At 69.1% G+C, this 23,552-nt stretch carries 19 protein-coding genes and 2 tRNA genes; 5 read left to right on the forward strand and 16 right to left on the reverse strand.

What is annotated here, in order from left to right:
* Positions 1–153 precede the first annotated feature (153 nt).
* The 6 genes from mreD to folC all read right to left on the reverse strand — a co-directional run bounded on the left by mreD (position 154) and on the right by folC (position 5,615).
* The gene (gene mreD, locus OG709_RS11195; RefSeq protein ID WP_250298424.1) at positions 154–825 is read right to left on the reverse strand and encodes a rod shape-determining protein MreD; all 672 of its coding nucleotides are present in this window, start codon (positions 823–825) and stop codon (positions 154–156) included.
* A gap of 11 nt (positions 826–836) precedes the next feature.
* Positions 837–1,793 carry a rod shape-determining protein MreC gene (gene mreC / locus OG709_RS11200; protein ID WP_250298425.1) on the reverse strand — a complete coding sequence of 319 codons (957 nt, stop codon included), beginning with the start codon at positions 1,791–1,793 and terminating at the stop codon, positions 837–839.
* 140 nt (positions 1,794–1,933) lie between these two features.
* Positions 1,934–2,953, reverse strand: a complete 1,020-nt coding sequence (locus OG709_RS11205; protein ID WP_250298426.1) for a rod shape-determining protein — start codon at positions 2,951–2,953, stop codon at positions 1,934–1,936.
* A 288-nt stretch (positions 2,954–3,241) separates the two neighbouring features.
* A complete protein-coding gene (ndk, locus tag OG709_RS11210; protein ID WP_250298427.1) occupies positions 3,242–3,655 on the reverse strand; it encodes a nucleoside-diphosphate kinase in 414 nt (137 codons plus the stop codon).
* A 112-nt stretch (positions 3,656–3,767) separates the two neighbouring features.
* A complete protein-coding gene (locus OG709_RS11215) occupies positions 3,768–4,115 on the reverse strand; it encodes a DUF4233 domain-containing protein (protein ID WP_250298428.1) in 348 nt (115 codons plus the stop codon).
* 3 nt (positions 4,116–4,118) lie between these two features.
* Positions 4,119–5,615 (reverse strand): bifunctional tetrahydrofolate synthase/dihydrofolate synthase, encoded by a 1,497-nt coding sequence (gene folC, locus OG709_RS11220; RefSeq protein WP_329165862.1) that lies wholly within the window; start codon positions 5,613–5,615, stop codon positions 4,119–4,121.
* Between the two features lie 120 nt (positions 5,616–5,735).
* Here folC and OG709_RS11225 point away from each other — a divergent pair, with 120 nt between their 5' ends.
* Complete coding sequence (locus OG709_RS11225; protein WP_329165864.1) at positions 5,736–6,749, forward strand: rod shape-determining protein; 1,014 nt, start codon at positions 5,736–5,738, stop codon at positions 6,747–6,749.
* Positions 6,750–6,824: 75 nt separating this feature from the next.
* Here the strand turns inward: OG709_RS11225 and OG709_RS11230 are convergent, their stop codons facing one another.
* Entirely contained in the window at positions 6,825–9,446 is a 2,622-nt protein-coding gene (locus OG709_RS11230; protein WP_266643185.1) for a valine--tRNA ligase, read from the reverse strand.
* Positions 9,447–9,584: 138 nt separating this feature from the next.
* Here OG709_RS11230 and OG709_RS11235 point away from each other — a divergent pair, with 138 nt between their 5' ends.
* Positions 9,585–10,604, forward strand: coding sequence for a hypothetical protein (locus OG709_RS11235; protein WP_329165865.1), 1,020 nt, complete (start codon positions 9,585–9,587; stop codon positions 10,602–10,604).
* A gap of 67 nt (positions 10,605–10,671) precedes the next feature.
* Here OG709_RS11235 and clpX read toward each other — a convergent pair whose 3' ends face one another.
* From clpX to OG709_RS11260, 5 genes are all read right to left on the reverse strand, one after another.
* A complete protein-coding gene (gene clpX / locus OG709_RS11240) occupies positions 10,672–11,964 on the reverse strand; it encodes an ATP-dependent Clp protease ATP-binding subunit ClpX (protein ID WP_250298433.1) in 1,293 nt (430 codons plus the stop codon).
* Positions 11,965–12,121: 157 nt separating this feature from the next.
* Positions 12,122–12,805: an ATP-dependent Clp protease proteolytic subunit gene (locus OG709_RS11245; protein WP_284347844.1), complete on the reverse strand. Its 684-nt coding sequence runs from the start codon at positions 12,803–12,805 to the stop codon at positions 12,122–12,124.
* Between the two features lie 50 nt (positions 12,806–12,855).
* Positions 12,856–13,461: an ATP-dependent Clp protease proteolytic subunit gene (locus OG709_RS11250; protein WP_329169094.1), complete on the reverse strand. Its 606-nt coding sequence runs from the start codon at positions 13,459–13,461 to the stop codon at positions 12,856–12,858.
* Between the two features lie 291 nt (positions 13,462–13,752).
* The gene (tig, locus tag OG709_RS11255; protein WP_329165870.1) at positions 13,753–15,156 is read right to left on the reverse strand and encodes a trigger factor; all 1,404 of its coding nucleotides are present in this window, start codon (positions 15,154–15,156) and stop codon (positions 13,753–13,755) included.
* A 114-nt stretch (positions 15,157–15,270) separates the two neighbouring features.
* Positions 15,271–15,347 (reverse strand) — tRNA-Pro (locus tag OG709_RS11260).
* A gap of 162 nt (positions 15,348–15,509) precedes the next feature.
* Between OG709_RS11260 and OG709_RS11265 the strand changes: the two genes are divergently transcribed.
* Positions 15,510–15,583: transfer RNA gene (locus tag OG709_RS11265), tRNA-Gly, on the forward strand.
* A 68-nt stretch (positions 15,584–15,651) separates the two neighbouring features.
* On the opposite strand, the gene OG709_RS11270 is transcribed toward OG709_RS11265, so the two are convergent.
* Positions 15,652–15,846, reverse strand: coding sequence for a hypothetical protein (locus tag OG709_RS11270; protein ID WP_250298436.1), 195 nt, complete (start codon positions 15,844–15,846; stop codon positions 15,652–15,654).
* 485 nt (positions 15,847–16,331) lie between these two features.
* Here OG709_RS11270 and OG709_RS11275 point away from each other — a divergent pair, with 485 nt between their 5' ends.
* Positions 16,332–17,507: an acyltransferase family protein gene (locus OG709_RS11275; protein ID WP_250298437.1), complete on the forward strand. Its 1,176-nt coding sequence runs from the start codon at positions 16,332–16,334 to the stop codon at positions 17,505–17,507.
* A gap of 97 nt (positions 17,508–17,604) precedes the next feature.
* Here the strand turns inward: OG709_RS11275 and OG709_RS11280 are convergent, their stop codons facing one another.
* The 3 genes from OG709_RS11280 to OG709_RS11290 all read right to left on the reverse strand — a co-directional run bounded on the left by OG709_RS11280 (position 17,605) and on the right by OG709_RS11290 (position 22,212).
* Positions 17,605–20,049 carry an ABC transporter permease gene (locus tag OG709_RS11280; RefSeq protein ID WP_266643182.1) on the reverse strand — a complete coding sequence of 815 codons (2,445 nt, stop codon included), beginning with the start codon at positions 20,047–20,049 and terminating at the stop codon, positions 17,605–17,607.
* Entirely contained in the window at positions 20,049–20,864 is an 816-nt protein-coding gene (locus OG709_RS11285; protein ID WP_250298439.1) for an ABC transporter ATP-binding protein, read from the reverse strand. Before OG709_RS11285 ends, OG709_RS11280 begins: the two co-directional genes overlap by 1 nt.
* 184 nt (positions 20,865–21,048) lie before the next feature.
* On the reverse strand, positions 21,049–22,212 hold the full coding sequence (locus OG709_RS11290; RefSeq protein WP_250298440.1) for a PP2C family protein-serine/threonine phosphatase: 1,164 nt from the start codon (positions 22,210–22,212) through the stop codon (positions 21,049–21,051).
* 104 nt (positions 22,213–22,316) lie between these two features.
* On the opposite strand from OG709_RS11290, the gene OG709_RS11295 reads away from it, so the two are divergent.
* A complete protein-coding gene (locus OG709_RS11295) occupies positions 22,317–23,546 on the forward strand; it encodes a GNAT family N-acetyltransferase (RefSeq protein ID WP_250298441.1) in 1,230 nt (409 codons plus the stop codon).
* The last annotated feature ends 6 nt before the right edge of the window (positions 23,547–23,552 follow it).

The following is a 23,552-nucleotide window of genomic DNA, read 5'->3' on the forward strand; positions in this document are numbered from 1 at the left end:
GTCGTCCCCCGGAAGAAACAGCCTCACAGCGATGCCCCACTGGTTGTCCTGCTGGGGGTTCGGGGGTCGTCCCCCGGAAGAAACAGCCTCACAGCGATGCCCCCCTCGTTGTCCTGCTGGGGGTTCGGGGGTCGTCCCCCGGGACAGACAACGTCACAGCCGCTTGACCCCCTTGATGCGTCCGGCCTTCGCCGCGCGGGACCTGGCCGCCCGCATCCGCAGTCCGCCGCGCTGGCTGCCGATCTTCAGTCCGGTGCCGGCCGCCAGCCAGCCGGTCGCGACATCGCTGCCCACGCCGCTGCTCTTGCTGTCGGCGAGCGGGTCGTTCTCGGCTCGTCTCGCCAGGGCCATGATGAACGGGACGGTGAACGGCGCGAGCAGCAGGTCGTACACCGCGGCGCTGAACAGCAGGCCGATGAGGCCCACATGACGGGCGGCGGTGTCGCCGACGAGGGAGCCGACGCCCGCGTACAGCAGGGTGGAGCCGACCGCCGCGGCGACCACCACGAGCATCGGGCCCATGACGGACCTGATGCGGCCGGTCTCGGGCTTGGCGAGCCCTGCCGCGTAGCCGACGACGCACAGGACGAGCGCGTACCGCCCGGCCGCGTGGTCGGCGGGCGGGGCGAGGTCGGCGAGCAGACCCGCGCCGAAGCCGACGAGGGCGCCGCCCACGTGGCCGTAGACCAGCGCGAGAGCCACCACGGTGAGCAGCAGCAGGTCCGGTACGGCACCAGGGAGTTGAAGTCGGGCGAGCACGCTCACCTGGATCACCAGGGCGACCACCACCAGAGTGGCCGAGAGCAGCATCCGGTTGAGACGCATACGGTCAGCTCCTACTGCTGGGGGGTGTTGTTGTCCTGCTGCTGGTTGTCGGCGTTCCCCGGAGGAGTGGCCGTGACCGTGACGGTGGGGATCGGCTTCGGCTTCGCGGGCTTGGCGGGGAGCACCGTGTCGCGCGGGTTGTCACGCGGCGGCTCCACGACGACGCCGACCAGATCGAGCTTGGTGAACCCGACGAACGGACGGACGTAGACGGTCCGCGTCAGGTCACCGCCGGTCGGGTCGACACGGACGACCTGGCCGACCGGGACTCCCGGCACGAAGGGTTTGTCGTTGCTCGAACCGAAGGTCACCAACCGGTCACCCTTCTTGACCTGTGCCTTGCCGTTGAGGAACTGCACGGCGAGCGGGCGGTCGCCGCGGCCGGTGGCGAAGCCGACCTCGTCGGTCCGCTCCATCCGGGTGCCGACGGTGAAGTCGGGGTCGTTGGCGAGCAGTACGGTCGCGGTGTTCGGGCCGACCGTGGTGACCCGGCCGACGAGCCCGTCGCCGTTGAGCACGGTCATGTCGCGCTTGATGCCGTCGGAGGACCCGGCGTCGATGGTGATGGTCCAGGAGAAGCCCTGTGCGGCTCCTATGGCGATGACCTGGGCGCCCTTGATTCCGTACTGGCCCGCACCCGCGGTCTTGAGCATGCTGTCGAGCTGGCGGACGCGGCTGCGGTTGCGGTCGCTGCTGCCGAGTTGCTGCTTCAGAGCGGCGTTCTCACGCTCCAGTGCGCTGATGCGGTTGTGGCGCTCGCCGGAGTCCCGTACTGCGCCGATCGCGTTGCCGACCGGGTTCACGGCGCCCGCGACCCCGTTCTCGACCGGTCCGAAGACGGTGGCGGCGGCATGCCGGGCACCGTCGACCGGAGACGCCTCACCGCCGCGGATGTCCACAGTGATCAGCGCGAACGCGATGGCGATCAGCAGCACCAGGAGCAGCCGGCTCTCTCGTGTGTCCCTCACGTGCGGAGGCCGTGCCTTCCTCGTCGGAATGTCTATGCGTTTGTCTGTCGGTGTAACTCTGCGCCTGTCCCGGCGCTGTCTCCGCCGACGATCGGCCGTACGGGGCGGACGTGCCCCGTACGGCCGTAAGCGGTGTGCGGCTACCGGCGGGGCTGGGCGTCCAGCACCTGCTGGAGCGCCTCGAACTCCTCGACGCACTTGCCGGATCCGAGCGCGACGGAGTCGAGCGGGTCCTCGGCGATGTGGATCGGCATTCCGGTCTCGTGGCGCAGCCGCTCGTCCAGGCCGCGGAGCAGCGCGCCGCCACCGGTGAGGACGATGCCGCGGTCCATGACGTCACCGGAGAGCTCGGGCGGGCACTTGTCGAGCGTGGTCTTGACCGCGTCGACGATCGCGTTGACCGGCTCCTCGATGGCCTTGCGGACCTCGGCGGCGGAGATGACCACGGTCTTGGGCAGACCGGACACGAGGTCGCGGCCACGGATCTCGGTGTGCTCGTCCTTCTCCAGATCGAACGCCGAGCCGATCGTGATCTTGATCTGTTCGGCGGTGCGCTCACCGAGGAGGAGCGAGTACTCCTTCTTGATGTGCTGGATGATCGCGTTGTCCAGCTCGTCCCCGGCGGTCCTGATCGACTGCGCCGTGACGATCCCGCCGAGCGAGATGACGGCGACCTCGGTGGTGCCGCCGCCGATGTCGACGACCATGTTGCCGGTGGCCTCGTGGACCGGAAGTCCCGAGCCGATGGCTGCGGCCATGGGCTCTTCGATGATGTGCACCTGACGGGCACCGGCCTGCGTGGACGCCTCGATGACGGCGCGGCGCTCGACCCCCGTGATGCCCGAGGGCACACAGACGACGACGCGCGGGCGGGCCAGGTAGCGGCGCTTGTGGATCTTCAGGATGAAGTAACGGAGCATCCGCTCGGTGATCTCGAAGTCGGCGATCACGCCGTCCTTCAGCGGCCGTACGGCAACGATGTTGCCCGGCGTACGGCCGATCATCTTCTTCGCCTCGGCGCCTACGGCGAGAATCCCGCCGGTGTTGGTGTTGATGGCGACGACGGAGGGTTCGTTGAGGACGATTCCTCGACCCCTGACGTACACCAGCGTGTTGGCAGTCCCGAGGTCGATAGCCATGTCACGGCCGATGAACGACATTGAGTTCCCCTTGTTCCCCATGAGGATGCGTCGGGCCTTCCCAAGTGGAGCGATTGGCTTTTTGGTAGGCGAAGTGAGCGCTGTGGGTGTGAAGACTTCCATCGTAGTGCCGCCTGCACGGACACCGCGCGAGGGTCCTCCGCCATGTGGGCGGAACTTGTAGCCGCCTCAGTCATGGTGACGTCATGTCGGAGCGATGCGTTCCCGAAATCGCCCGGCATATACCGAAGGGCGACCGAATTAATTCGGTCGCCCCAGCCTGTGAGCGGCTATTCGGCTGACGCCACGTCAGGATACGCCCGGAAAAAAGATCTTCAATTCTCGCTCTGCGGACTCCTCCGAGTCCGATGCGTGGATGAGGTTCTCCCGGACGATGCTGCCGAAATCGCCACGAATGGAGCCGGGCGCTGCGGCAATCGGGTCAGTGGGACCCGCCAGGGCGCGCACGCCCTCGATGACCCGCTCGCCCTCGACGACCAGGGCGACGACCGGGCCCGAGGCCATGAACTCGACCAGCGGCTCGTAGAAGGGCCGGCCCACGTGCTCGGCGTAGTGCTGCTCCAGGAGCGAACGGTCCAGGCTGCGCATCTCCAGCGCGGTGATCCTCCAGCCGGCCTTGCGCTCGATGCGGCCGACGATCTCGCCTACCAAGCTGCGCCTGACAGCGTCCGGCTTGAGAAGGACGAGGGTGCGCTGAGTCATCGCGTGCGGCTCCTTGTGGGCAAATATGTACGGGGGCACGAGGCTACAGGGAGTCACTGAGCGCGAAACACCCGGACCGGGCACTCACGTGCCGGTGACCGCCCGGCGCGTGCTACTGGGCTTCCGCCGCCTCCGCCTGGGCGGCCCAGCGGGCCTTGGCCGCGTCGATGATCCGTCCGTAGTGGACCGAGGCCCACCACAGGCCACCGAACGCGACCCCCAGGATGAACATCATCGGCACGACGAAGCCGCTCGCGATCAGCGCGATCTGGAGGGCCCAGCCGATCTGCACCGCGCCCGGACGGCTGAGCATTCCGCAGAGCAGCACCGAGAGCAGCATGCCGATGCCGCACACCGTCCAGACGGTCGCCCCCGACAGATCACCCTTCATGGCGACCAGACCGGCGAATCCGATGACGAAGAATTCACCGATCAGGGTGGACGCGCAGAGCGTACGCATGGGTCAGCGCCTCCCCAGGAGCAGCCGGGCCTCGCCGACAGTGATCACGGAACCGGTGACCAGGACGCCCGCTCCGGCGTACTCGTCCTCCTCCTCGGCGAGGGTGATCGCCGCCTCCAGGGCGTCGTCGAGGCGCGGCTCGACGACCACCCGCTCGTCGCCGAACACCTCGACGGCGATGGCGGCGAGGTCGTCCGCGCTCATCGCGCGGTGCGTGGAGTTCTGCGTGACGACGACCTCCGCGAAGATCGGCTCGAACGCTTCGAGCAGCCCCCGGACGTCCTTGTCGCCGCTCGCGCCGACCACCCCGATCAGCCGCGAGAAGCTGAACGCCTCGGTGACGGCCGCGGCCGTCACCTGCGCGCCCGCCGGGTTGTGCGCGGCGTCCAGGACGACGGTCGGCGAGCTGCGCACGACCTCCATCCGGCCGGGCGAGGTCACCGAGGCGAACGCCTTGCGGACCGTGTCGATGTCGAGCAGGCCGGCCTGCTGCGCGCCGACGCCGAAGAACGCCTCGACAGCGGCGAGCGCCACCGCCGCGTTCTGCGCCTGGTGGGCGCCGTACAGCGGCAGGAAGATCTCGGTGTACTCGTTGGCCTCACCGGCGAGTCCGCGCAGCGTCAGCAACTGACCGCCGACGGCGACCTCCCGGCTGACGACGCCGAACTCCATGCCCGCGCGGGCCACGGTGGCGTCCGCCTCGACGGCCTTCTTCAGCATCACCTGCGCGGCGTCGACCGGCTGCTGCGCCAGGACGACCGTCGCACCCTGCTTGATGATCCCGGACTTCTCCACGGCGATCTCGCCGGGCGTGTTCCCGAGCCGGTCCGTGTGGTCGAGCGAGATGGGGGTGACCACGGCGACGGGGGCCTCGATGACATTCGTGGCGTCCCAGCTGCCCCCCATCCCTACCTCGACCACCGCGACGTCCACGGGCGCGTCGGCGAAGGCGGCGTACGCCATACCGGTGAGCACCTCGAAGAACGAGAGCCGGTGCTCCTGCTGCTCGTCGGTCATCCCGACGTACGGCTTGATGTCCTCGTACGTCTCGATGAAGCGCTCGGCCTCGATCGGCGCGCCGTTGAGGCTGATGCGCTCGGTGATCGACTGGACGTGCGGCGAGGTGTACCGCCCGGTGCGCAGCTCGAACGCGCCGAGCAGCGCCTCGATCATGCGCGCCGTCGATGTCTTGCCGTTGGTGCCGGTGATGTGGATCGAGGGGTACGCGCGCTGCGGGTCGCCCAGGAGGTCGAGCAGCGCCTCCATCCGTACGAGGGAGGGGTCGAGCTTGGTCTCGGGCCAGCGGCCCAGGAGATCCTGCTCCACCGTGCGCAGCGCCTTGTCCACCTCCGGGTCGGTGGGTCGGGTGGGGACCTCGTCGCCCTGCGGTGATCCGGCCTGGGTGCGCAGGGTACGGCTGCCGGCCTCGATCACCGCCAGGTCGGGGTCACGGGTCGTTGCTGCGTCGACGATCTCGTCGAAAGGGTCGGGCTCGCTCACGGGTCCAGTCTACGGAGGTCCACCGACAGTCGGGGCGCCCCGGTCCGGTCCGGGCGCCGGGGCCCGGTTCGGCGTACTCCGGCGCGCGGACCGGACCCGCCGGGGGCACACTCAAGAATCATGGACATAGGCATCGATCTCGGCACGGTCAACACGCTTCTCTACGTCCGCGGCCAGGGCATTGTGCTCAACGAGCCGTCCGTGGTCGCCGTCCGCGACGACGGGCGCGGGGCTCCGGCGATCGGCGACGAGGCGAAGGAGAGCCTGGGGCGCACTCCTGAGTCGGTCACCGCGATCCGTCCGCTGCGGGACGGCGTGATCAGCGAATACGACGCCGCCGAGGAAATGATCAGGTACTTCGTGCGCAAGGCCGTCAAGGGCAGACGGCCGCGCACCCGCATGATCGTGTGCGTGCCGAGCGGCGTCACTCCGGTGGAGCGGCGGGCCATCGTGCACGCGGCGCGGCGGGCGGGGGCCCGGACCGTCCATCTGCTGGACGAGCCGATGGCGGCGGCTATGGGCGCGGGGCTGCCGGTCGACGAACCGCGCGGTTCGATGGTGGTCGACATCGGCGGCGGTACGACCGAGGTCGGGGTGATCTCCATGGGAGGGACCGTCGCCGCCCGCTCGCTGCGCACGGCGGGCGACCGGATGAACGCCGCGATCAGCAACCACATCCGCAAGGAACACGGCCTGCTGGTCGGTGAGCGGACCTCCGAGGAGGTCAAGCTGGCGCTCGGTTCGGCCCGGCCGGTCCCCGGCGACCAGGGGCTGGAGACCCGGACCTGCACCGTGCGGGGCCGCCAGAAGATCAGCGGGTTCCCGACCGCCGTGACGCTGAGCGCGACCGAGGTGCGGGCGGCGCTGAACAGCCCCGTCGAGGCGATCGTCAGCACGGTGCGGGCGATGCTGGAGGAGTGCCCGCCCGAACTGGCCGCGGACGTGATGAAGCACGGGATCGTCCTGACCGGCGGCGGATCGCTGCTGCCCGCCCTGGATCTGCGGCTCGCCTCGGCGACGGGCATCGCGGTGACGGTGGCGGACGCACCGCTGGACTGTGTGGCGCTGGGCACCGGCCAGTGCGTCGAGGAGTTCGACACGGTGACGGCGAAGGTGCTGACGCCCGCCGCCTGACCGCCCGTGCCGGGCGCACACGGCGAAGGCCCCCGGCGGACCGGGGGCCTTCGTCACGCGCGTGCGGTCACCCTGCTACGCCTGCGGCAGCCCGTCCAGCTGGGCGCTGATCCGCTCGATGTCCGCCTCGGCCTTGGCCAGCCGTGTACGGATCTTGTCGACCACCTGGTCCGGGGCCTTCGCCAGGAACGCCTCGTTGCCGAGCTTCCCGAGCGCCTGCGCCTTCTCCTTCTCGGCCGCGCCGAGGTCCTTGGTCAGCCGCTTGCGCTCGGCCGCGACATCGATCGTCCCCGACAGGTCGAGTGCGACCTTCGCACCCGCGACCGGCAGCGACGCGGTGGCGTGGAAGCCCTCCCCCGCGGGCTGGAGCCGCAGCACCTGGCGGATGGCCCCCTCGTGCGGTGCCAGCGCCGTGCCGGTCAGGTCGAGTTCGGCCGGGACCTTCTGGCCCGGCTGGAGTCCCTGGTCGGAGCGGAACCTGCGGACCTCGGTGATCACCTGCTGGACCAGCGCGATCTCCTGCTCGGCCGCGCTGTCCCGGAAGCCGGAGTCCTTCGGCCAGTCGGCGACGACCACCGACTCCTTGCCGGTGAGCGTGGTCCAGAGCGTCTCGGTGACGAACGGGACGACCGGGTGCAGCAGCCGCAGCATCACGTCGAGGACCTCGCCGAGGACCCGCCCCGAGGTCTGCGCCGCCTCGCCGCCCGCGAAGAACGTCGTCTTGGACAGCTCGACGTACCAGTCGAAGACCTCGTCCCAGGCGAAGTGGTAGAGGGCGTCGGCGAGCTTCGCGAACTGGAAGTCGTCGTAGTACGCGTCCACTTCGGCGACGACCGCGTTCAGCCGCGACAGGATCCACCGGTCGTTGGCCGACTGCTTCTCGACGGGCGGCAGTTCACCCTCGACGTTGGCGCCGTTCATCAGCGCGAAGCGGGTGGCGTTCCAGATCTTGTTGGCGAAGTTGCGGGACGCCTTGACCCAGTCCTCGCCGATCGGCACGTCCGCGCCGGGGTTGGCGCCGTTGGCGAGGGTGAAGCGGACGGCGTCGGAGCCGTACTCGTCCATCCAGTCCAGCGGATCGATCACGTTCCCGAAGGACTTGGACATCTTCTTTCCGTTCTCGTCACGGACGAGACCGGTCAGCGCGACCGTCTTGAACGGCGCGACGCCGTCCATCGCGTACAGGCCGAACATCATCATCCGGGCGACCCAGAAGAAGATGATGTCGTGGCCGGTGACGAGCACATCGGTCGAGTAGAACTTCTCCAGGTCCGGGGTCTGCTCCGGCCAGCCGAGCGTGGAGAACGGCCACAGGCCGGAGGAGAACCAGGTGTCGAGGACGTCCTCGTCCTGGTGCCAGCCCTCGCCGGTGGGCGCCTCGTCGCCGGGGCCGACGCAGACGACCTGGCCCTCGGGGCCGTACCAGACGGGGATCCGGTGGCCCCACCACAACTGCCGTGAGATGCACCAGTCGTTGAGGTTGTCGACCCAGTCGAAGTAGCGCTTCTCCAGCTCCTTCGGGTGGATCGTGACCCGCCCGTCGCGGACCGCGTCGCCCGCGTCCTTGGCGAGCGTCTCGACCTTGACCCACCACTGGAGGGAGAGGCGCGGCTCGACGGTGGTCTTGCAGCGCGAGCAGTGTCCGACGGAGTGCGTGTACGGGCGCTTCTCGGCGACGATCCGGCCCTGCTCGCGCATGGCCTCGACGATCGTGGAGCGCGCCTCGAACCGGTCCAGACCGTGGAACGGGCCCGGCACGGTGATGACACCGCGCTCGTCCATGATCGTCATGGACTCCAGGCCGTGCCGCTGGCCGATGGCGAAGTCGTTCGGGTCATGGGCGGGCGTCACCTTGACGGCGCCGGTGCCGAACTCCGGGTCGACGTGGGCGTCCGCGACGACCGGGATGGTCCGGTCGGTGAGCGGCAGCTTGATCCGCTTGCCGATGAGGTGCGCGTACCGCTCGTCGTCCGGGTGGACGGCGATCGCGGTGTCACCGAGCATCGTCTCGACCCGGGTGGTGGCGACGACCAGGGTCTCGTCACCCTCGCCGTACTTGAGCGAGACCAGCTCGCCGTCGTCGTCCTGGTAGTCGACCTCGATGTCGGAGATCGCGGTGAGACAGCGCGGGCACCAGTTGATGATGCGCTCGGCGCGGTAGATCAGCTCGTCGTCGTACAGCCGCTTGAAGATCGTCTGGACGGCCCGGGACAGCCCCTCGTCCATGGTGAACCGCTCACGCGACCAGTCGACCCCGTCGCCGAGGCGGCGCATCTGCCCGAGGATCTTGCCGCCGTACTCCTCCTTCCACTGCCAGACCCGCTCGGTGAACTCCTCACGCCCCAGGTCCTGCCGGGACTTGCCCTCCTCGGCGAGCTGCTGCTCGACCTTGTTCTGGGTGGCGATACCGGCGTGGTCCGTACCGGGCAGCCACAGGGCTTCGTAGCCCTGCATGCGCTTACGGCGGGTGAGGGAGTCCATCAGCGTGTGCTGGAAGGCGTGGCCCAGGTGGAGGGAGCCCGTGACGTTCGGCGGCGGGATGACGATGGTGAACGGAGGCTTGTCGCTCTTCGCGTCGGCCTCGAAATAGCCGCGCTCCACCCAGCGCTCGTACAGCTTCCCCTCTACCTCGGCCGGAACGTACTGGGTCGGCAGTTCGGTGGTGGGCGCTGGAGTCTGCGATGAGTTCTCGGTCACGGACCTAGTTTAAGGGCGTCACGGTCACGTACTGAAACGGGAATCTTTGGTGAGACTGTGGCCCCCGTCTCCCCGGTGGGCGAATACGTCGGTCAGGATGTTCGCGTCACGTGAGTATCCAGAGGGGGAACCCAGTCCATGAGCTACAACCAGCCGGGACCGTACGGCCAACAGCCGCAGCAGCCGGGGCCGTACGGGCAGCAGCAGCCGCAGCAGCCCGGTCCGTACGGACAGCCGGCGCAGCCCCAGCAGCAGCCTGCCAACCCGTACGGCCAGCCCGCCGGCCAGCCGCAGCCCGGCTACGGCTACCCGCAGCAGCCCCCGCAGGGCGTCCCGCCGCAGCCGGGGTACGGCTACCCGCAGCAGCAGCCGGGCCAGCCGAACCCGTACGGCCAGCCGCCGCAGCAGCCGCCGTACGGGCAGCAGCCCGGATACGGCCAGATGCCGCCCCCGCCGCAGGGACCGAAGAAGAAGACGGGTCTGATCGTGGGCGCGGTTGTCGTGGCCGTCGCGGTGATCGGCGGCGGTGTCTTCCTGCTGACCTCGAAGGGCGGCGGCAGCAGTGACGTCGCCGACAGCACCAAGGGGTACAAGCTCGTCGCCCCGGCGTCGATCGGCGAGTACCAGAAGAAGTCGGGCTCCGACGACTCGTCATGGGGCGCGGACGGCAAGCAGAAGGCCGAGGGCATCGGCATCAAGGACCCCTCGAAGGTCGGCGCCTCGTACACGACCGGCACGGGACTGACCGAGAAGGACCTCAACTTCTCCGGTCTCTGGGGCACGATCGACGACCCGGAGAAGGCCATCGACGGTGCGTTCGCGATGTCCCAGGCGGGTATTTCCAAGAGCTCGTCGGACGGTGTGAAGGTGGAGCTGGAGGACAGCCCCCAGAAGGTCACGCCTCCCGGCTTCTCCGGCGCCCTCATGAAGTGCCAGAACGCCAAGGTCACGAACACCTCCACCGACGACACCAGTGGCGCCGCGGCCCAGGTGCCGAAGACCTTCGTGCTGCCCATCTGCGTCTGGGCCGACTACAGCACGCTCGGGATCGTGCAGAACACCGATGTGTCGCTGATCCTGACCAAGAAGACACTCCCGATGGACGACGCCGCGGCCATCGCGGCCAAGGTCTACAACGCCGCCCGCGTCAAGCAGTAACAGCCCAACAGAAAGGGGCGCCCGGTCAGTTGACTGACCGAGCGCCCCTTCGCGTGTCTGCCGGGCGTCAGGCGGACTTCTCGTGGCGGCCGTCGTTGCCCACGATCCGCGGCTCGCGCGGGACCAGCGTCGGGTTCACGTTGTCCCGGACGACGTCCGCCGTGATGACGACCCGGGCGACGTCCTTGCGGGACGGCACCTCGTACATCACCGACTGGAGGACCTCTTCCATGATGGCGCGCAGCCCACGCGCCCCGGTGCCGCGCAGGATCGCCTGGTCGGCGATGGCCTCCAGGGACGGGCGGTCGAAGTCCAGCTCCACGCCGTCGAGTTCGAAGAGGCGCTGGTACTGCTTCACCAGCGCGTTGCGCGGCTCGACCAGGATCTGGAGAAGCGCCTCGCGGTCCAGGTTGTGGACCGAGGTCAGCACGGGGAGACGGCCGATGAACTCGGGGATCATCCCGAACTTCACCAGGTCCTCCGGCATGACCTCCTGGAACTGGTCGCTCGCCTCGATCTCCCGCTTGGAACGGATGGTCGCGCCGAAGCCGATGCCCTTCGCGCCCGCCCGGGACTCGATGATCCGCTCCAGACCGGAGAAGGCGCCGCCCACGATGAACAGCACGTTCGTCGTGTCGATCTGGATGAACTCCTGGTGCGGGTGCTTACGGCCGCCCTGCGGCGGTACCGAGGCGGTCGTGCCCTCCAGGATCTTCAACAGGGCCTGCTGGACGCCCTCGCCGGAGACATCGCGGGTGATCGACGGGTTCTCGCTCTTGCGGGCGACCTTGTCGATCTCGTCGATGTAGATGATGCCGGTCTCGGCCTTCTTGACGTCGTAGTCAGCGGCCTGGATCAGCTTCAGCAGGATGTTCTCGACGTCCTCGCCGACGTACCCGGCCTCCGTCAGCGCCGTCGCGTCCGCAATGGCGAACGGGACGTTGAGCATCCGGGCCAGGGTCTGGGCGAGCAGTGTCTTGCCGGAGCCCGTGGGGCCCAGCAGCAGGATGTTGGACTTGGCGAGCTCGATCGCGTCCTCGCGGTTGGTCCCGCCGCCGTTCTCACCGGCCTGGACGCGCTTGTAGTGGTTGTAGACCGCTACCGAGAGAGCCTTCTTCGCGGGCTCCTGCCCGACGACGTACCCCTCGAGGAACTCGTAGATCTCGCGCGGCTTGGGCAGTTCCTCCCACCGCACTTCGGAGGTCTCCGCGAGTTCCTCTTCGATGATCTCGTTGCAGAGATCGATGCACTCGTCGCAGATGTACACCCCGGGGCCTGCGATGAGCTTCTTCACCTGCTTCTGGCTCTTCCCGCAGAACGAGCACTTGAGCAGGTCGCCGCCATCACCGATGCGTGCCACGAGGTGCTTCCCCTTCGCCTGGGAGGCGCCACGTTCAGCGTCTCCTGGTGCCTCATATTCGACGGTACCTTGCCGGGCCCCTCGTACGGGCCCCCCTTGGCACGGTTCACTGTGAACGTGCACCGTGCCAGGGGGAGGCAGTTAAATCAAACGCCCGTCAGTTGGCCAGCATCCCTGCGGTGCTCTTACGGGTCGAAACGATCTGGTCGACCAGCCCGTACGCGAGGGCGTCCTCGGCCGTGAGGATCTTGTCGCGCTCGATGTCGTCGCGGATCTTCTCCAGCGGCGTGGTGGAGTGCTTGGCCAGCATCTCCTCCAACTGGCTGCGCATGCGCAGGATTTCGCGGGCCGCGATCTCCAGGTCGGAGAGCTGCTCACGGCCGGTCTGCGAGGACGGCTGGTGGATCAGCACACGGGCGTTGGGCAGTGCCATGCGCTTGCCGGGGGTGCCCGCAGCGAGCAGGACCGCGGCGGCGGAGGCCGCCTGGCCCATGCAGACCGTCTGGATGTCCGGCTTCACGAACTGCATCGTGTCGTAGATCGCCGTCAGCGCGGTGAACGAGCCACCGGGGCTGTTGATGTAGATCGAGATGTCCCGGTCCGGGTCCATCGACTCCAGGCACAGCAGCTGTGCCATGACGTCGTTGGCGGACGCGTCGTCGATCTGCACGCCGAGGAAGATCACGCGCTCCTCGAAGAGCTTCGCGTACGGGTCGTACTCACGCACGCCCTGCGAGGTGCGCTCGACGAAGCGCGGAACGATGTAGCGGTTGTCGACCTGCGGGCCGGTGTAGAGGCCGCTGGCGGAAGCAGAGAGGTCGTTCATGTCGGTGTTCACCATCCTGGTGGCGTTCAGTGGTCGGCCGGGTTCGGAGGCAGGGACGCGGAGCTTCAGGCGCCGGTGCCGCCGCCGCCCGGAACGCCCGAGGCAGAGGAGATGATCTCGTCGATGAGGCCGTAGTCCTTGGCCTCCTCCGCCGTGTACCAGCGGTCGCGGTCACCGTCGCGGATGATCGCATCGACGGTCTGGCCGGAGTGCAGGGCGGTGATCTCCGCCATGCGCTTCTTCGTGCGCAGCAGCTGCTCGGCCTGGATCTTGATGTCCGAGGCGGTGCCGCCGAGGCCGGCCGACCCCTGGTGCATCAGGATGTCGGTGTTCGGGAGCGCGAAGCGCTTGCCCGCGGTGCCGCCGGTCAGCAGGAACTGGCCCATCGAGGCAGCGAGGCCCATACCGATGGTGACCACGTCGTTCGGGATGTACTGCATGGTGTCGTAGACCGCCATGCCCGCCGTCACCGAGCCGCCGGGGCTGTTGATGTAGAGGAAGATGTCCTTCTCCGGGTCAGCGGCAAGGAGCAGCAGCTGCGCGGTGATCTTGTTCGCGATCTCGTCGTCGACCTGCTGGCCGAGGAAGATGATCCGCTCTCCGAGCAGTCGGTTGTAGACCTGGTCGCCGAGGCCGCCACCGATGTTGGGCTCGCCGGCGGCGTAGGGCATCAGATTCGTCACGTATCCACCTGCTCGTCTCTGACGGCTCCGGCCGTCTCAGCGTCTTGTACCAGCAGGAGTCCGGGGGGTTGGCTACTCCCGTGCTCTCCTCTTCATGGACCCTAACGCGCAGGTAGGACAACGCCATCCCGCTTCCCGAACTGTTCGCTCGGAGCGCAAGGTACGGGCCATGTGCGTGCGTACGACGAAGGGTCCGGACGTGCAGTACGCCCGGACCCTTCGATCGAGATGGGATTCGGCCGGGGTCAGATCAACCCCCGGCCGGCATCGAACAGCGGCTCAGGACTCCCTCTTGGCCTCGTCGGCAGCCTCGTCCGACGCGCCGTCGGTGACGGCCTCGACGGTCTCGGCGGCGGCCTCGGCCTCTTCGTCGTCGTCGCTCAGGTCGACGATCTCACCGTTGGTGTCCTTGACCTTGGCGGCCTCGACGACCACCGCGAGCGCCTTGCCGCGGGCGACCTCGCCGACCAGCATCGGGACCTGGCCACCCTCGACGACCGCCTGGGCGAACTGGTCGGGGCTCATGCCGGAGGAAGCGGCACGCCGCATGAGGTGCTCGGTGAGCTCCTCCTGGTTGACGTTCAGCTTCTCCTTGTTGACCAGCTCGTCGAGGATGAACTGGGTCTTGATGCCCTTCTCCGCCTGCTCCTTGGTCTCAGCGGTGAACTCTTCCTCGGTCTTGCCCTGGATCTCCAGGTACTTGGCGAGGTCGAGGCCCATCTGGCCGAGCTGGTGGTGCTCCAGGTTGTGCTTGCGGGTGTTGATCTCGTCCTCGAGGAGCTTCTCGGGGATCGGGACCTCCGCCAGCTTCAGCAGCTCGTCGAGGACGCGCTCCTGGGCCTGGGTGGCCTGGTCGTACTGCTTGGTGTTCTCGAGGCGCTTGCGGCTGTCGGCCTTGAGCTCGTCCAGCGTGTCGAACTCGCTCGCCAGCTGCGCGAAGTCGTCGTCCAGGCCGGGAAGTTCACGAGCGGCGACCGCGGTGACCTTGACGGTGACCTCGGCCGGCTTGCCCTCGGCGGAGCCGCCCTTGAGCTCGGAGGTGAAGGTGGCCTCGCCACCCGCCTCCAGACCGATCACGGCCTCGTCGATACCGTCGAGCAGCTCACCGGAACCGATGGTGTACGAAACACCCTCGGCCACGCCGTCCTCCAGGACCTCACCGTCGACCTTGGCCTCCAGGTCGATCGTGACGACGTCACCGTCGGCGGCGGCGCGCTCGACGGGGTTGGTGGACGCGAAGCGGCCACGCAGCTCCTCGACGGCCTTGTCGACGTCCTCGTCGCTGACCTCGACCGCGTCGACCTCGACCTCGATGCCGGAGTAGTCCGGGATCTCGATCTCGGGCCGGACGTCGACCTCGGCAGTGAAGGCGAGCAGCTCGCCGTCCTTGAGCTCGGTGATGTCGACCTCGGGCTGGCCGAGGACATTCAGCTCACCCTCGTTGACGGCCTCGGTGTAGTACTTCGGGAGGGCGTCGTTGACGGCCTCCTCCAGGACGGCGCCGCGGCCGAAGCGCTGGTCGATGACACGGTTCGGGATCTTGCCCTTACGGAAGCCCTTCACCGTGACCTGCTCGTTGATCTTCTTGTACGCCGCGTCGAGGCTGTCCTTGAGCTCCTCGAAGGGCACCTCGATGCTGAGCCGAACCCGAGTCGGATTCAGGGTCTCCACGGCGCTCTTCACGGTTCGGTCTCCTTGGGGGCTGACTTCAGAATCTCTGCCCGGTTAGAGACACGCGGGCACACAGCTTGCATAGTAACGGCAAGCAGGAGGAGACCCACAATGCGATCTTGCTGATGGTCGGGGTGGCCGGATTCGAACCGACGACCTTCCGCTCCCAAAGCGGACGCGCTACCAAGCTGCGCCACACCCCGTCGGTGCGAGACGTAGGGTACATGGCCGCACGTGACGCCGTGGCCGCATTTCACGCGCCACGGGAGCGGTGGCGAGCGGCGGCGCGGTACCGGTGTGCACCGACCGGGTCCGACCCGCTACGATGCTTCTCGTCGCCGCGGTCGTTCCGGCCTGCGGCGCCTGCGGGCGTAGCTCAATGGTAGAGCCCTAGTCTTCCAAACTAGCTACGCGGGTTCGATTCCCGTCGCCCGCTCCACAGAACAACGGCCCGGCCGGTGAGTCCGTTCACCGGCCGGGCCGTTGTCGTGTCCCGGAACGTCCTGCCTAGAACTTGATCTGGTTGATCGTGTCGGCTATCGAGTTGAGGAACCTGTTGATCGACGGGGCCATGCCCGTCGATGCCACGAAGAAGCCGAAGAGCGCGGCGACGACCGCTGGTCCCGGTTTGATGGATCCACTGCGGATCAACACCACAAGGACGATCGCCAACAGCAGCACCACTGACAGTGAAATGGCCACAACTGATCACACCTTTGGTCGGTCCGCCTTGCCGGCCGGGAACGGTGCCGCTCCAGCACTCTTCCGCGAGCTCCATCGTGCCACCAACCAGCCTGTGCTTGTTGCCTGCTGACGAAACGCCGCCGATCAGATCGCGCCATCCCGCGCACCCCGCGCGGACGGCGCCCGCGCCCGGCTCACAGGCACCGCCCGCGCCCCCGGGGGCAATTTCCGGACTGTGCGCCCCGTCACTCTCACGAACAAATTCGAAAAGATCGTTCCACTGTCCACACATTTCATTCACAGGTGATTCTGATAACGCGGAATCCGGCCGCAATCATGCACAGAAAGCTGGCACTATGTACCAGTTTGAGGCGATCAGAACACCCATATGGGCACATAAGATCGGCGCGTAAAGATTATTTACCGGGGTACCTGTACTGCGAATATCACACCCATCGGAGAGGGTTTTACGGAATCCCTCATGCGACGCTAGGGTTCCTCGAATGGTTCACGCTCCACACGGATATCAGCGGGCCCCACTCCCCCTGGCGCGGGAGACGGAACTCGAACCCCCCACCTCTTCACAGTCGCCACAGAGACCCGGCACAGCCCCCGCACAGACGGCCGCCCCGGGCGCCAAGAAGCAGCGTGACGCGCTCTTCGACAACGCGAAGTTCCTGGCCATCGTGCTCGTGGCCACGGCACACGCATGGGAACCCCTGATGGACGGCAGCCGTACCACCAGGGCCCTCTACATGTTCGTCTACACCTTCCACATGCCCGCATTCATCGTCATCTCGGGATATTTCTCCCGCAGTTTCGACATGCGGCCGGACCGGCTGCGCCGGCTGGTGACGGGCGTCGTCGTGCCGTACGTGGTCTTCGAGACCACGTACTCGCTCTACGAGAAGTGGGGCAACAACGACCCCTCGCACGAGATCAGCCTGCTCGACCCGTACTACCTGACCTGGTTCCTGATCGCCCTCTTCATCTGGCGGCTGACCACACCGATCTGGCGCAATCTGCGCTATCCGATGACCATTTCACTCGTGATCGCGGTGCTCGCGGCGATCACGCCGAACATCGGCGACGACCTGGATCTCCAGCGGGTCCTGCAGTTCCTGCCGTTCTTCGTCCTGGGCCTGAAGCTGAAGCCCGAACACTTCCAGCTGGTGCAGCGCCGCGGTGCGCGGCTGGTGGCCGTGCCGGTCATGCTCGCCACGCTGGTGTTCGCGTACTGGGCGGCGCCCCGGATGACGCTCAACTGGTTCTACCGGGGCACCAGCGCCCAGGAGCTGGGCGTCTCGTGGTGGGAAGGGGTCGTCATGGCTCTCGGTCTCACCGCCTGCTCGCTGGTGCTGACCGCCTGCTTCCTGGCCTTGGTGCCGCGGGGCAGGACCTGGTTCACCGCGTTGGGCGCGGGCACGCTCTGCGGCTATCTGCTGCACGGACTGCTGATCAAGACCATCGAGTACGCCGGCTGGATCGACGACTTCAGCTGGCTGAAGAGCCCGCTCGGCGAGGTGTTCTCGACCCTGTTCATGGCAGCGGCCGTGACGCTCTTCTGCACTCCGCCGGTACGGCGGGTGATGCGCTTCGTGACCGAGCCCGAGATGAAGTGGGCCTTCCGGCCCGACCCGGTGGCGACCGCCCGTGAGCGCGAGAAGGTCCCCGCCTGATCCGCGAGCCGAACCAGCATGCGCACGGCACACGCCCCGTCCGACGGAAACCCGTCGGGCGGGGCGTGTGCCGTTGGCAGACCTCCTGGACCACGCTTCAGCGGCGGACGACCGCCCTGGCCGGGAGCAGTGTCGACGTCAGGCCCAGGGCCACCACGCCCGCGGCGAACGATCCGTACACCAGCGGTGGGATGTACGGGCCCTCTCCGGTGAGGCCCTTCATCATCGGGATCAGCGTCGCGAGCGCGATCGCGGTGCCGAGCGCGATCCCGGCCAGCGCGACCAGCAGGGCCTCCCAGCGGATCATGCCCATGACCTGGCGGCGGGTGGAGCCGATCAGCCGGAGCACGGAGAGTTCACGGCGGCGGTCGAGAACCGTCATCACCAGGGTGTTGGCCGCGGCGACCGCGGCGAACCCGCCGAGTACCACCGCCATGGTGGTGTTGGCCCAGGCGTTCAGCTGCCGGTCGAGACCCTGCGCCGTGGCGTAGCCGTCCTTGGTGGTGACCTGGCCCAGCCCCGCGAGCCCGGCCGCTGCCCGCGTGGACGACCGTACGAGGAGTTCCGTCGCGAACGGCGAGGTGACGTGCGCGGTCAACTCCGCCTGCGGGAGCGTCAGCTGGGGCAGGCCGATGCCCCGGCCGTACACCGCGACGACCCGGGGGGCCGCCGGGGTGCCGTCCGGCAGGCGCAGGTGCAGGCGGTCGCCGGTCCGTACGTGGGCCGCGGCGGCGAGGGAGGCGTCGACCGCCACCGTGCCGTGGCCCAGCGCGTCCAGCGATCCGGCGCGCACACCGAGGTCCTGGACCCTGGCCAGGTCGTGGCCCCGGCCGGAGACGCCCTGCGCCGACGCGCTCTCCAGGTAGGCGCCGTCGCCCGAGCCGATCGGTACCAGTACGGAGGTGTGCAGCACGGAGACGGCCGTGGACACGCCTGCGGTCGACTTCGCCCGGTCCACCGCGCCGGACGGCAGGCCCGCGGGCGCCGAGACGACGTGATCGGCGGTGATGCCGTCCCGCAGCTGGTGGGCCGCCACCCGGTCCTCGCTGGTGTGCATGAAGACCAGCACCGACGAGAAGGCCATCGCGAGGACGATCGGGGTGATGGCGGAGGAGAGCCTGCGGGCATGGGTACGGGAATTGGCCGCGGCCAGCGAGGCCGCGGCGCCGCCCGCGCGGAGCGGGAAGCCGATGAGCCCCGCGCAGAGCCGGGCGATCAGCGGGCCGAGCAGGGCCACCGCCAGCATGAAGAGCATGACCACACCGAGTGCGGTGTTGGCCGCGTTCTCCCCCGACTCCGATGCGGCCAGCCCGGCGAGGACGAAGCCTCCGACGAGCGCCGCGACGCCCAGCGGCGTCCGGATCAGTCCCGGGCGCAGCCGCTCCACGGCGGACTCGGCCAGCGCCAGCCCCGGCTTGATCTTCGAGGGACGGCGCGCCGCGCAGTAGCCCGCCAGCAGCGCGGTGACGCAGGCGGCGCCGGTGGCGACGGTGAGCGGGAGCCAGGACACGGTCAGTTCGACGGCCTGCGGAATTGCGCCCTTCTCCTTCAGCTGCCCGAACCACCAGGACGCCAGGGCGATGCCGGGCAGGCAGCCCAGCGCACCCGCGACCGGCGCGACCAGCAGGGCCTCGGTGGCGACGGTGCGCCGGAGCTGGCGCGGGGTCGCGCCGATCGCCCGCAGCAGGGCGAACTCCCGACGGCGCTGGCCTACGGAGAGAGCGACCGTACCGGCCGCGGTGAAGATCGCCACCAGGGTGGCGATGCCGCCGAAGGAGCCGCCGATGCCGGTGAGGGCCTCCTTGGCGTACGCCAGGGTGGGGTCCTCGACGGCGCCCCGGTCGGTGCCGGTACGGACCTGGGCCTGCGTGCCCAGGGCGTGTCCGACCTGGTCGGCGAGGGCGTCGGTGGTGGTCCCGGGCCGGGGCAGGACGACGATGGCGTCGACCCGGCCGGGGTGGCCGGAGAGCGACTGCGCCTGCGCGTCACCGAACCAGACGGTGCCGGCTGCGTCGGTGAGGCCGGAAACGGTGAACTCCCGCTCCCCCGCTGCCGTGTCGAGCGTGATCCGGTCACCGACCGCGGCGTCCGCCCCCATCACCACTTCGCCGGTACGGGGTGCGGCGCCCGCCGACAGCCGGGTGCCGGTGAAGGCGGTGGAGCCCCAGCCGTGGGCGGTCAGCGGGCCGGCCGTGCGGTCCGCTGCGGCTGCGGTCCGGTGGACCGGAAAGGTGAGGTCGGGGATCGCCTTCGCGGCGCCGGGGACCGAAGCGGCCTTCCGTACCAGGGCGTTGTCGAGTCGTGCCCTGTCCGGGACCGGCGACTGCGTGGCCTTGACGTGCGACTGCTGGTCGGCGGCGGCGACCACGGGGGCGCCCGCGTACCGTGCGGGCGGGACGGTGGCCAGTACTCCGGTCTGCAGCAGGATTCCGCAGGCGGAGACGATCAGCGCGGCTGCCATCAGCGCGATGAAGGTGCCGGCGAAACCGGAGGGGCGGAAGCGGATGGCCGCGCGGGCGAGACCGTTGGGGGTGCGGGACATCACGCTGCGGCCCCCGCGTACACCGGCGCGGTCAGGGCCTTCATGCGCGCCGCGATCTGCGTGGCGGACGCGCGCGGCAGGCTGTCGGCGATCTCGCCGTCCGCCAGGAAGAGGACGCTGTCCGCGTAGGCGGCGGCTGCCGGGTCGTGGGTCACCATCACGACCGTCGCGCCGAGGGTGTCGACCGCGCCGCGCAGCAGGTTCAGCACCTCGGCCGCCGTGGTGGTGTCCAGGGCGCCGGTCGGCTCGTCGGCGAAGACGACGTCCGGCTCGGTGACGAGCGCGCGGGCGATGGCGACGCGCTGCTGCTGACCGCCGGAGAGTTCGCCGGGGCGGCGCTTGCCCTTGCCTTCGAGGCCGACCTTCGCGAGGAGTCCGGCGGCCCGGTCCCGGTCCTGGTGGACACCCGCGAGGCGCATCGGGAGCAGGACGTTCTGCTCGACGGTGAGCGAGGGCAGCAGGTTGAACGCCTGGAAGACGAAGCCGATGCGGGAGCGGCGCAGGGCGGTGAGCTTGTTCTCGCTCATGCCGGTGATCTCGGTGCCGCCGAGCCGTACGGAGCCCTCGGTGGGACGGTCGAGGCCCGCCGCGCACTGGAGGAACGTCGACTTGCCCGATCCTGACGGGCCCATCACCGCGGTGAAACCGGCACGCGGGAGGGCGAGGTCGATCCCGCGCAGGGCGTGGACGACGGAGCTGCCGCGCCCGTACCTGCGGCGGACGCCGCGCAGCTCCACGGCCCAGTCGGTGCCCGGGACGACCGCTGTACGAGGGTCGTCCGGCCCGGCCTGCCGATTGCTGCGTCGCAGCCCCATGTTGTCCGCCTTCCGTTTCACCCGATGTCTACGGCTTCGACGCTACGGAGAGCGGGGTGGGTGGAACCATGGCGGCTGCTGGCGGATACGGGGTGGGGTTCTCCCCACCAGGCCCTCAGGAGATCCGGCCGTCAGCAGACCCGGTCGTCGGAGCAGCGGGCCAGGCCTTCAGAAGACCCGACCGTCAGAGCATCGGCCCCGAATCCGCGTCCCGGCAGATCAGCAGCAGCGCCCGGTCGTCGTTCACGTCCTTCGCCACCGCCTCGATCAGATGCCACGCGGCGCCCTCGAAGCCGGTCGGCACATACCGGTCGGCCTCCCCCGACAACCGGTCGATGCCCTCGCTGATGTCCCGGTCCGGGGCCTCGACCAGGCCGTCCGTGAAGAGCATCAGTACGTCACCGGGGCCCAGCGAGCCCTTGGCCGGGTCGAACTCGGCGCCGTCGTAGACACCCAGCAGCGGGCCCTCGCCGGACTTCTCCTCCCAGCGGCCACTGCCCGCGTGGAGCTGGAGCGCGGGGAGGTGGCCCGCGGAGAGGAGTTCGTAGTCGCCGGAGTCCAGGTCGAGGACCAGGTGGATCGAGGTGGCGAATCCTTCGTCCCAGTCCTGGCGGAGGAGGTAGCCGTTGGCGGCCGGCAGGAAGTCGTGCGGCGGCAGTGAGCCGAGCAGGCCGCCGAACGCGCCCGACAGCAGCAGGGCGCGGGAGCCCGCGTCCATCCCCTTGCCCGAGACGTCCGTGAGGACGACCTCCAGGGTGCGTCCGCCGCTGGTGCGTGCGGCCACCACGAAGTCGCCCGAGAAGGACTGGCCGCCTGCGGGGCGCAGCGCCATCTCGCGGTGCCAGCCCTGTGGCAGCCGGGGCAGTTTGCTCTGCACCCGGATGCGTTCGCGCAGGTCGAAGAGCATGGTCCCGCCGCGCCGCCACGGCACCCCGACCCGGCTGCGGAACTGCGCGATGAGCAGGCCGAAGAGACCGCAGGCGGCCACCGTGAGGACCGTGCCGGGGGTGACCTGGGCGGTGCCGTCGGTGTACGGGCCGAGCGCGACCGATTCGACGATGAGGGCGGCAGCCGCCGCCGCGTACAGCGCGAGCAGGCTCGCGGGGCGCAGCAGCAGTCCCCCGGCCACGATGGGCAGGACCAGGATCGAGGGGGAGCACCACACGGGCGTGAGGACGGTCCCGCAGGCGAGCGCCGGGACGGTCAGCATCAGCCCGGCCAGGGCGATCCAGTCCGAGCCGTCGCCCCTGAAGTAGTCGACGCCTGATCTGCGCAGCCCGATGCGGGCCCGGTGCAGGGACTTCCGCATCCGGGCCGTGACTGATTCTTCTCCGACGCCACCGGCCATTGCCCGGACCTTATCCACCCACGCGGGTCCTGTGCAGGGGGACCCTATGACATTGCGTTCGAAATCGACTCGCCCGACGTGGGCCGCGCTGGTAGGCATGGCCCATGAGTACAGAGCTGAAGGTACTGCGCCGGGAAGACTGGGGCACCTGGTATGCAGGGTTGGAACTCGCCTTCGGCGGGGTCGACGAATCTCCCGAGGAGCGCAGGCTCTTCGAGGAACTCACCGAGTACGACCGGTCCGTCGGCGCCTGGGACGGCGACCGGTGCGTGGGGACGTCGGGGGCGTTCAGCTTCCGGCTCTCGGTTCCCGGGGGCGCGTTCGTACCCGCGGCGGGCGTGACCATGGTCAGTGTCGCGGCGACGCACCGGCGGCGCGGCATTCTGACCTCCATGATGCGGCGGCAGTTGGACGACGTACGGGCGCTGGGTGAGCCGCTGGCCGTGCTGACCGCCTCGGAGCCCGAGATCTACGGCCGGTTCGGATACGGCGCCGCCACCTGGCAGTTGACGGCCGAGATCGACACCTCGCGGGTGAAGCTGACGGTTCCGCGGGGCACCGACGCGGTGCGGCTGCGGTTCGCGCCGCCCGAGGACGCCGCCGAGGAGTGCGAGGCGGTGTATCTGCGGTCGGTCGGCTCGCGGCCCGGAATGCCCGCGCGGCTGCCGGGCTGGGAGCGGTTGCCGCTCCTCGACCCGCCCGCCGGGCGCGAGGGTGCTTCGCGGTTGCAGTGTGTCGTGGCCGAGCGGGACGGCGAGGTGGTGGGTTATGTCCGCTTCCACAACAAGCCCGAGTGGGACGCGGCCGGTCCCGAGGGCGTGATCGTGCTGAAGGACATGGCGGCGCTGGATCCTGCGGCGTACGCGGCGCTGTGGCGCTTCCTCTTCGACGTCGATCTGACGTCGACCGTGCGGGTGCAGAACCGGCCGGTGGACGACCCCTGGCTGTCGCTGGTCTCCGACGTCAGGCGTTGCGGGCTGTCCCGGCGCGACTCGCTGCACGTCCGGCTGGTGGACGTCGGGGCCGCGCTCGAAGCCCGTACGTATCAGCGGCCGGTGGACGTGGTGCTGGATGTGGAGGACGTCTTCTGCCCCTGGAACAGCGGGCATTGGCGGCTGACCGGGGACGCGAAGGGCGCGTCCTGCGTACGGACCGACGACGCGGCCGATCTCGCGCTGTCCGTCAAGGAGTTGGGCGCCGCGTACCTCGGCGGGACGGCGCTGTCCGCGCTCGCGGGTGCCGGGCTGGTACAGGAGCTGCGGCCCGGTGCGCTGGCCGAGGCGTCGCTCGCCTTCGGGTCCGACGTCGCGCCGTGGCTGCCGCACGGCTTCTGACGCGAG

Origin of the sequence: Streptomyces sp. NBC_01267 (assembly GCF_036241575.1) — a bacterium.
Lineage (GTDB): Bacteria > Actinomycetota > Actinomycetes > Streptomycetales > Streptomycetaceae > Streptomyces.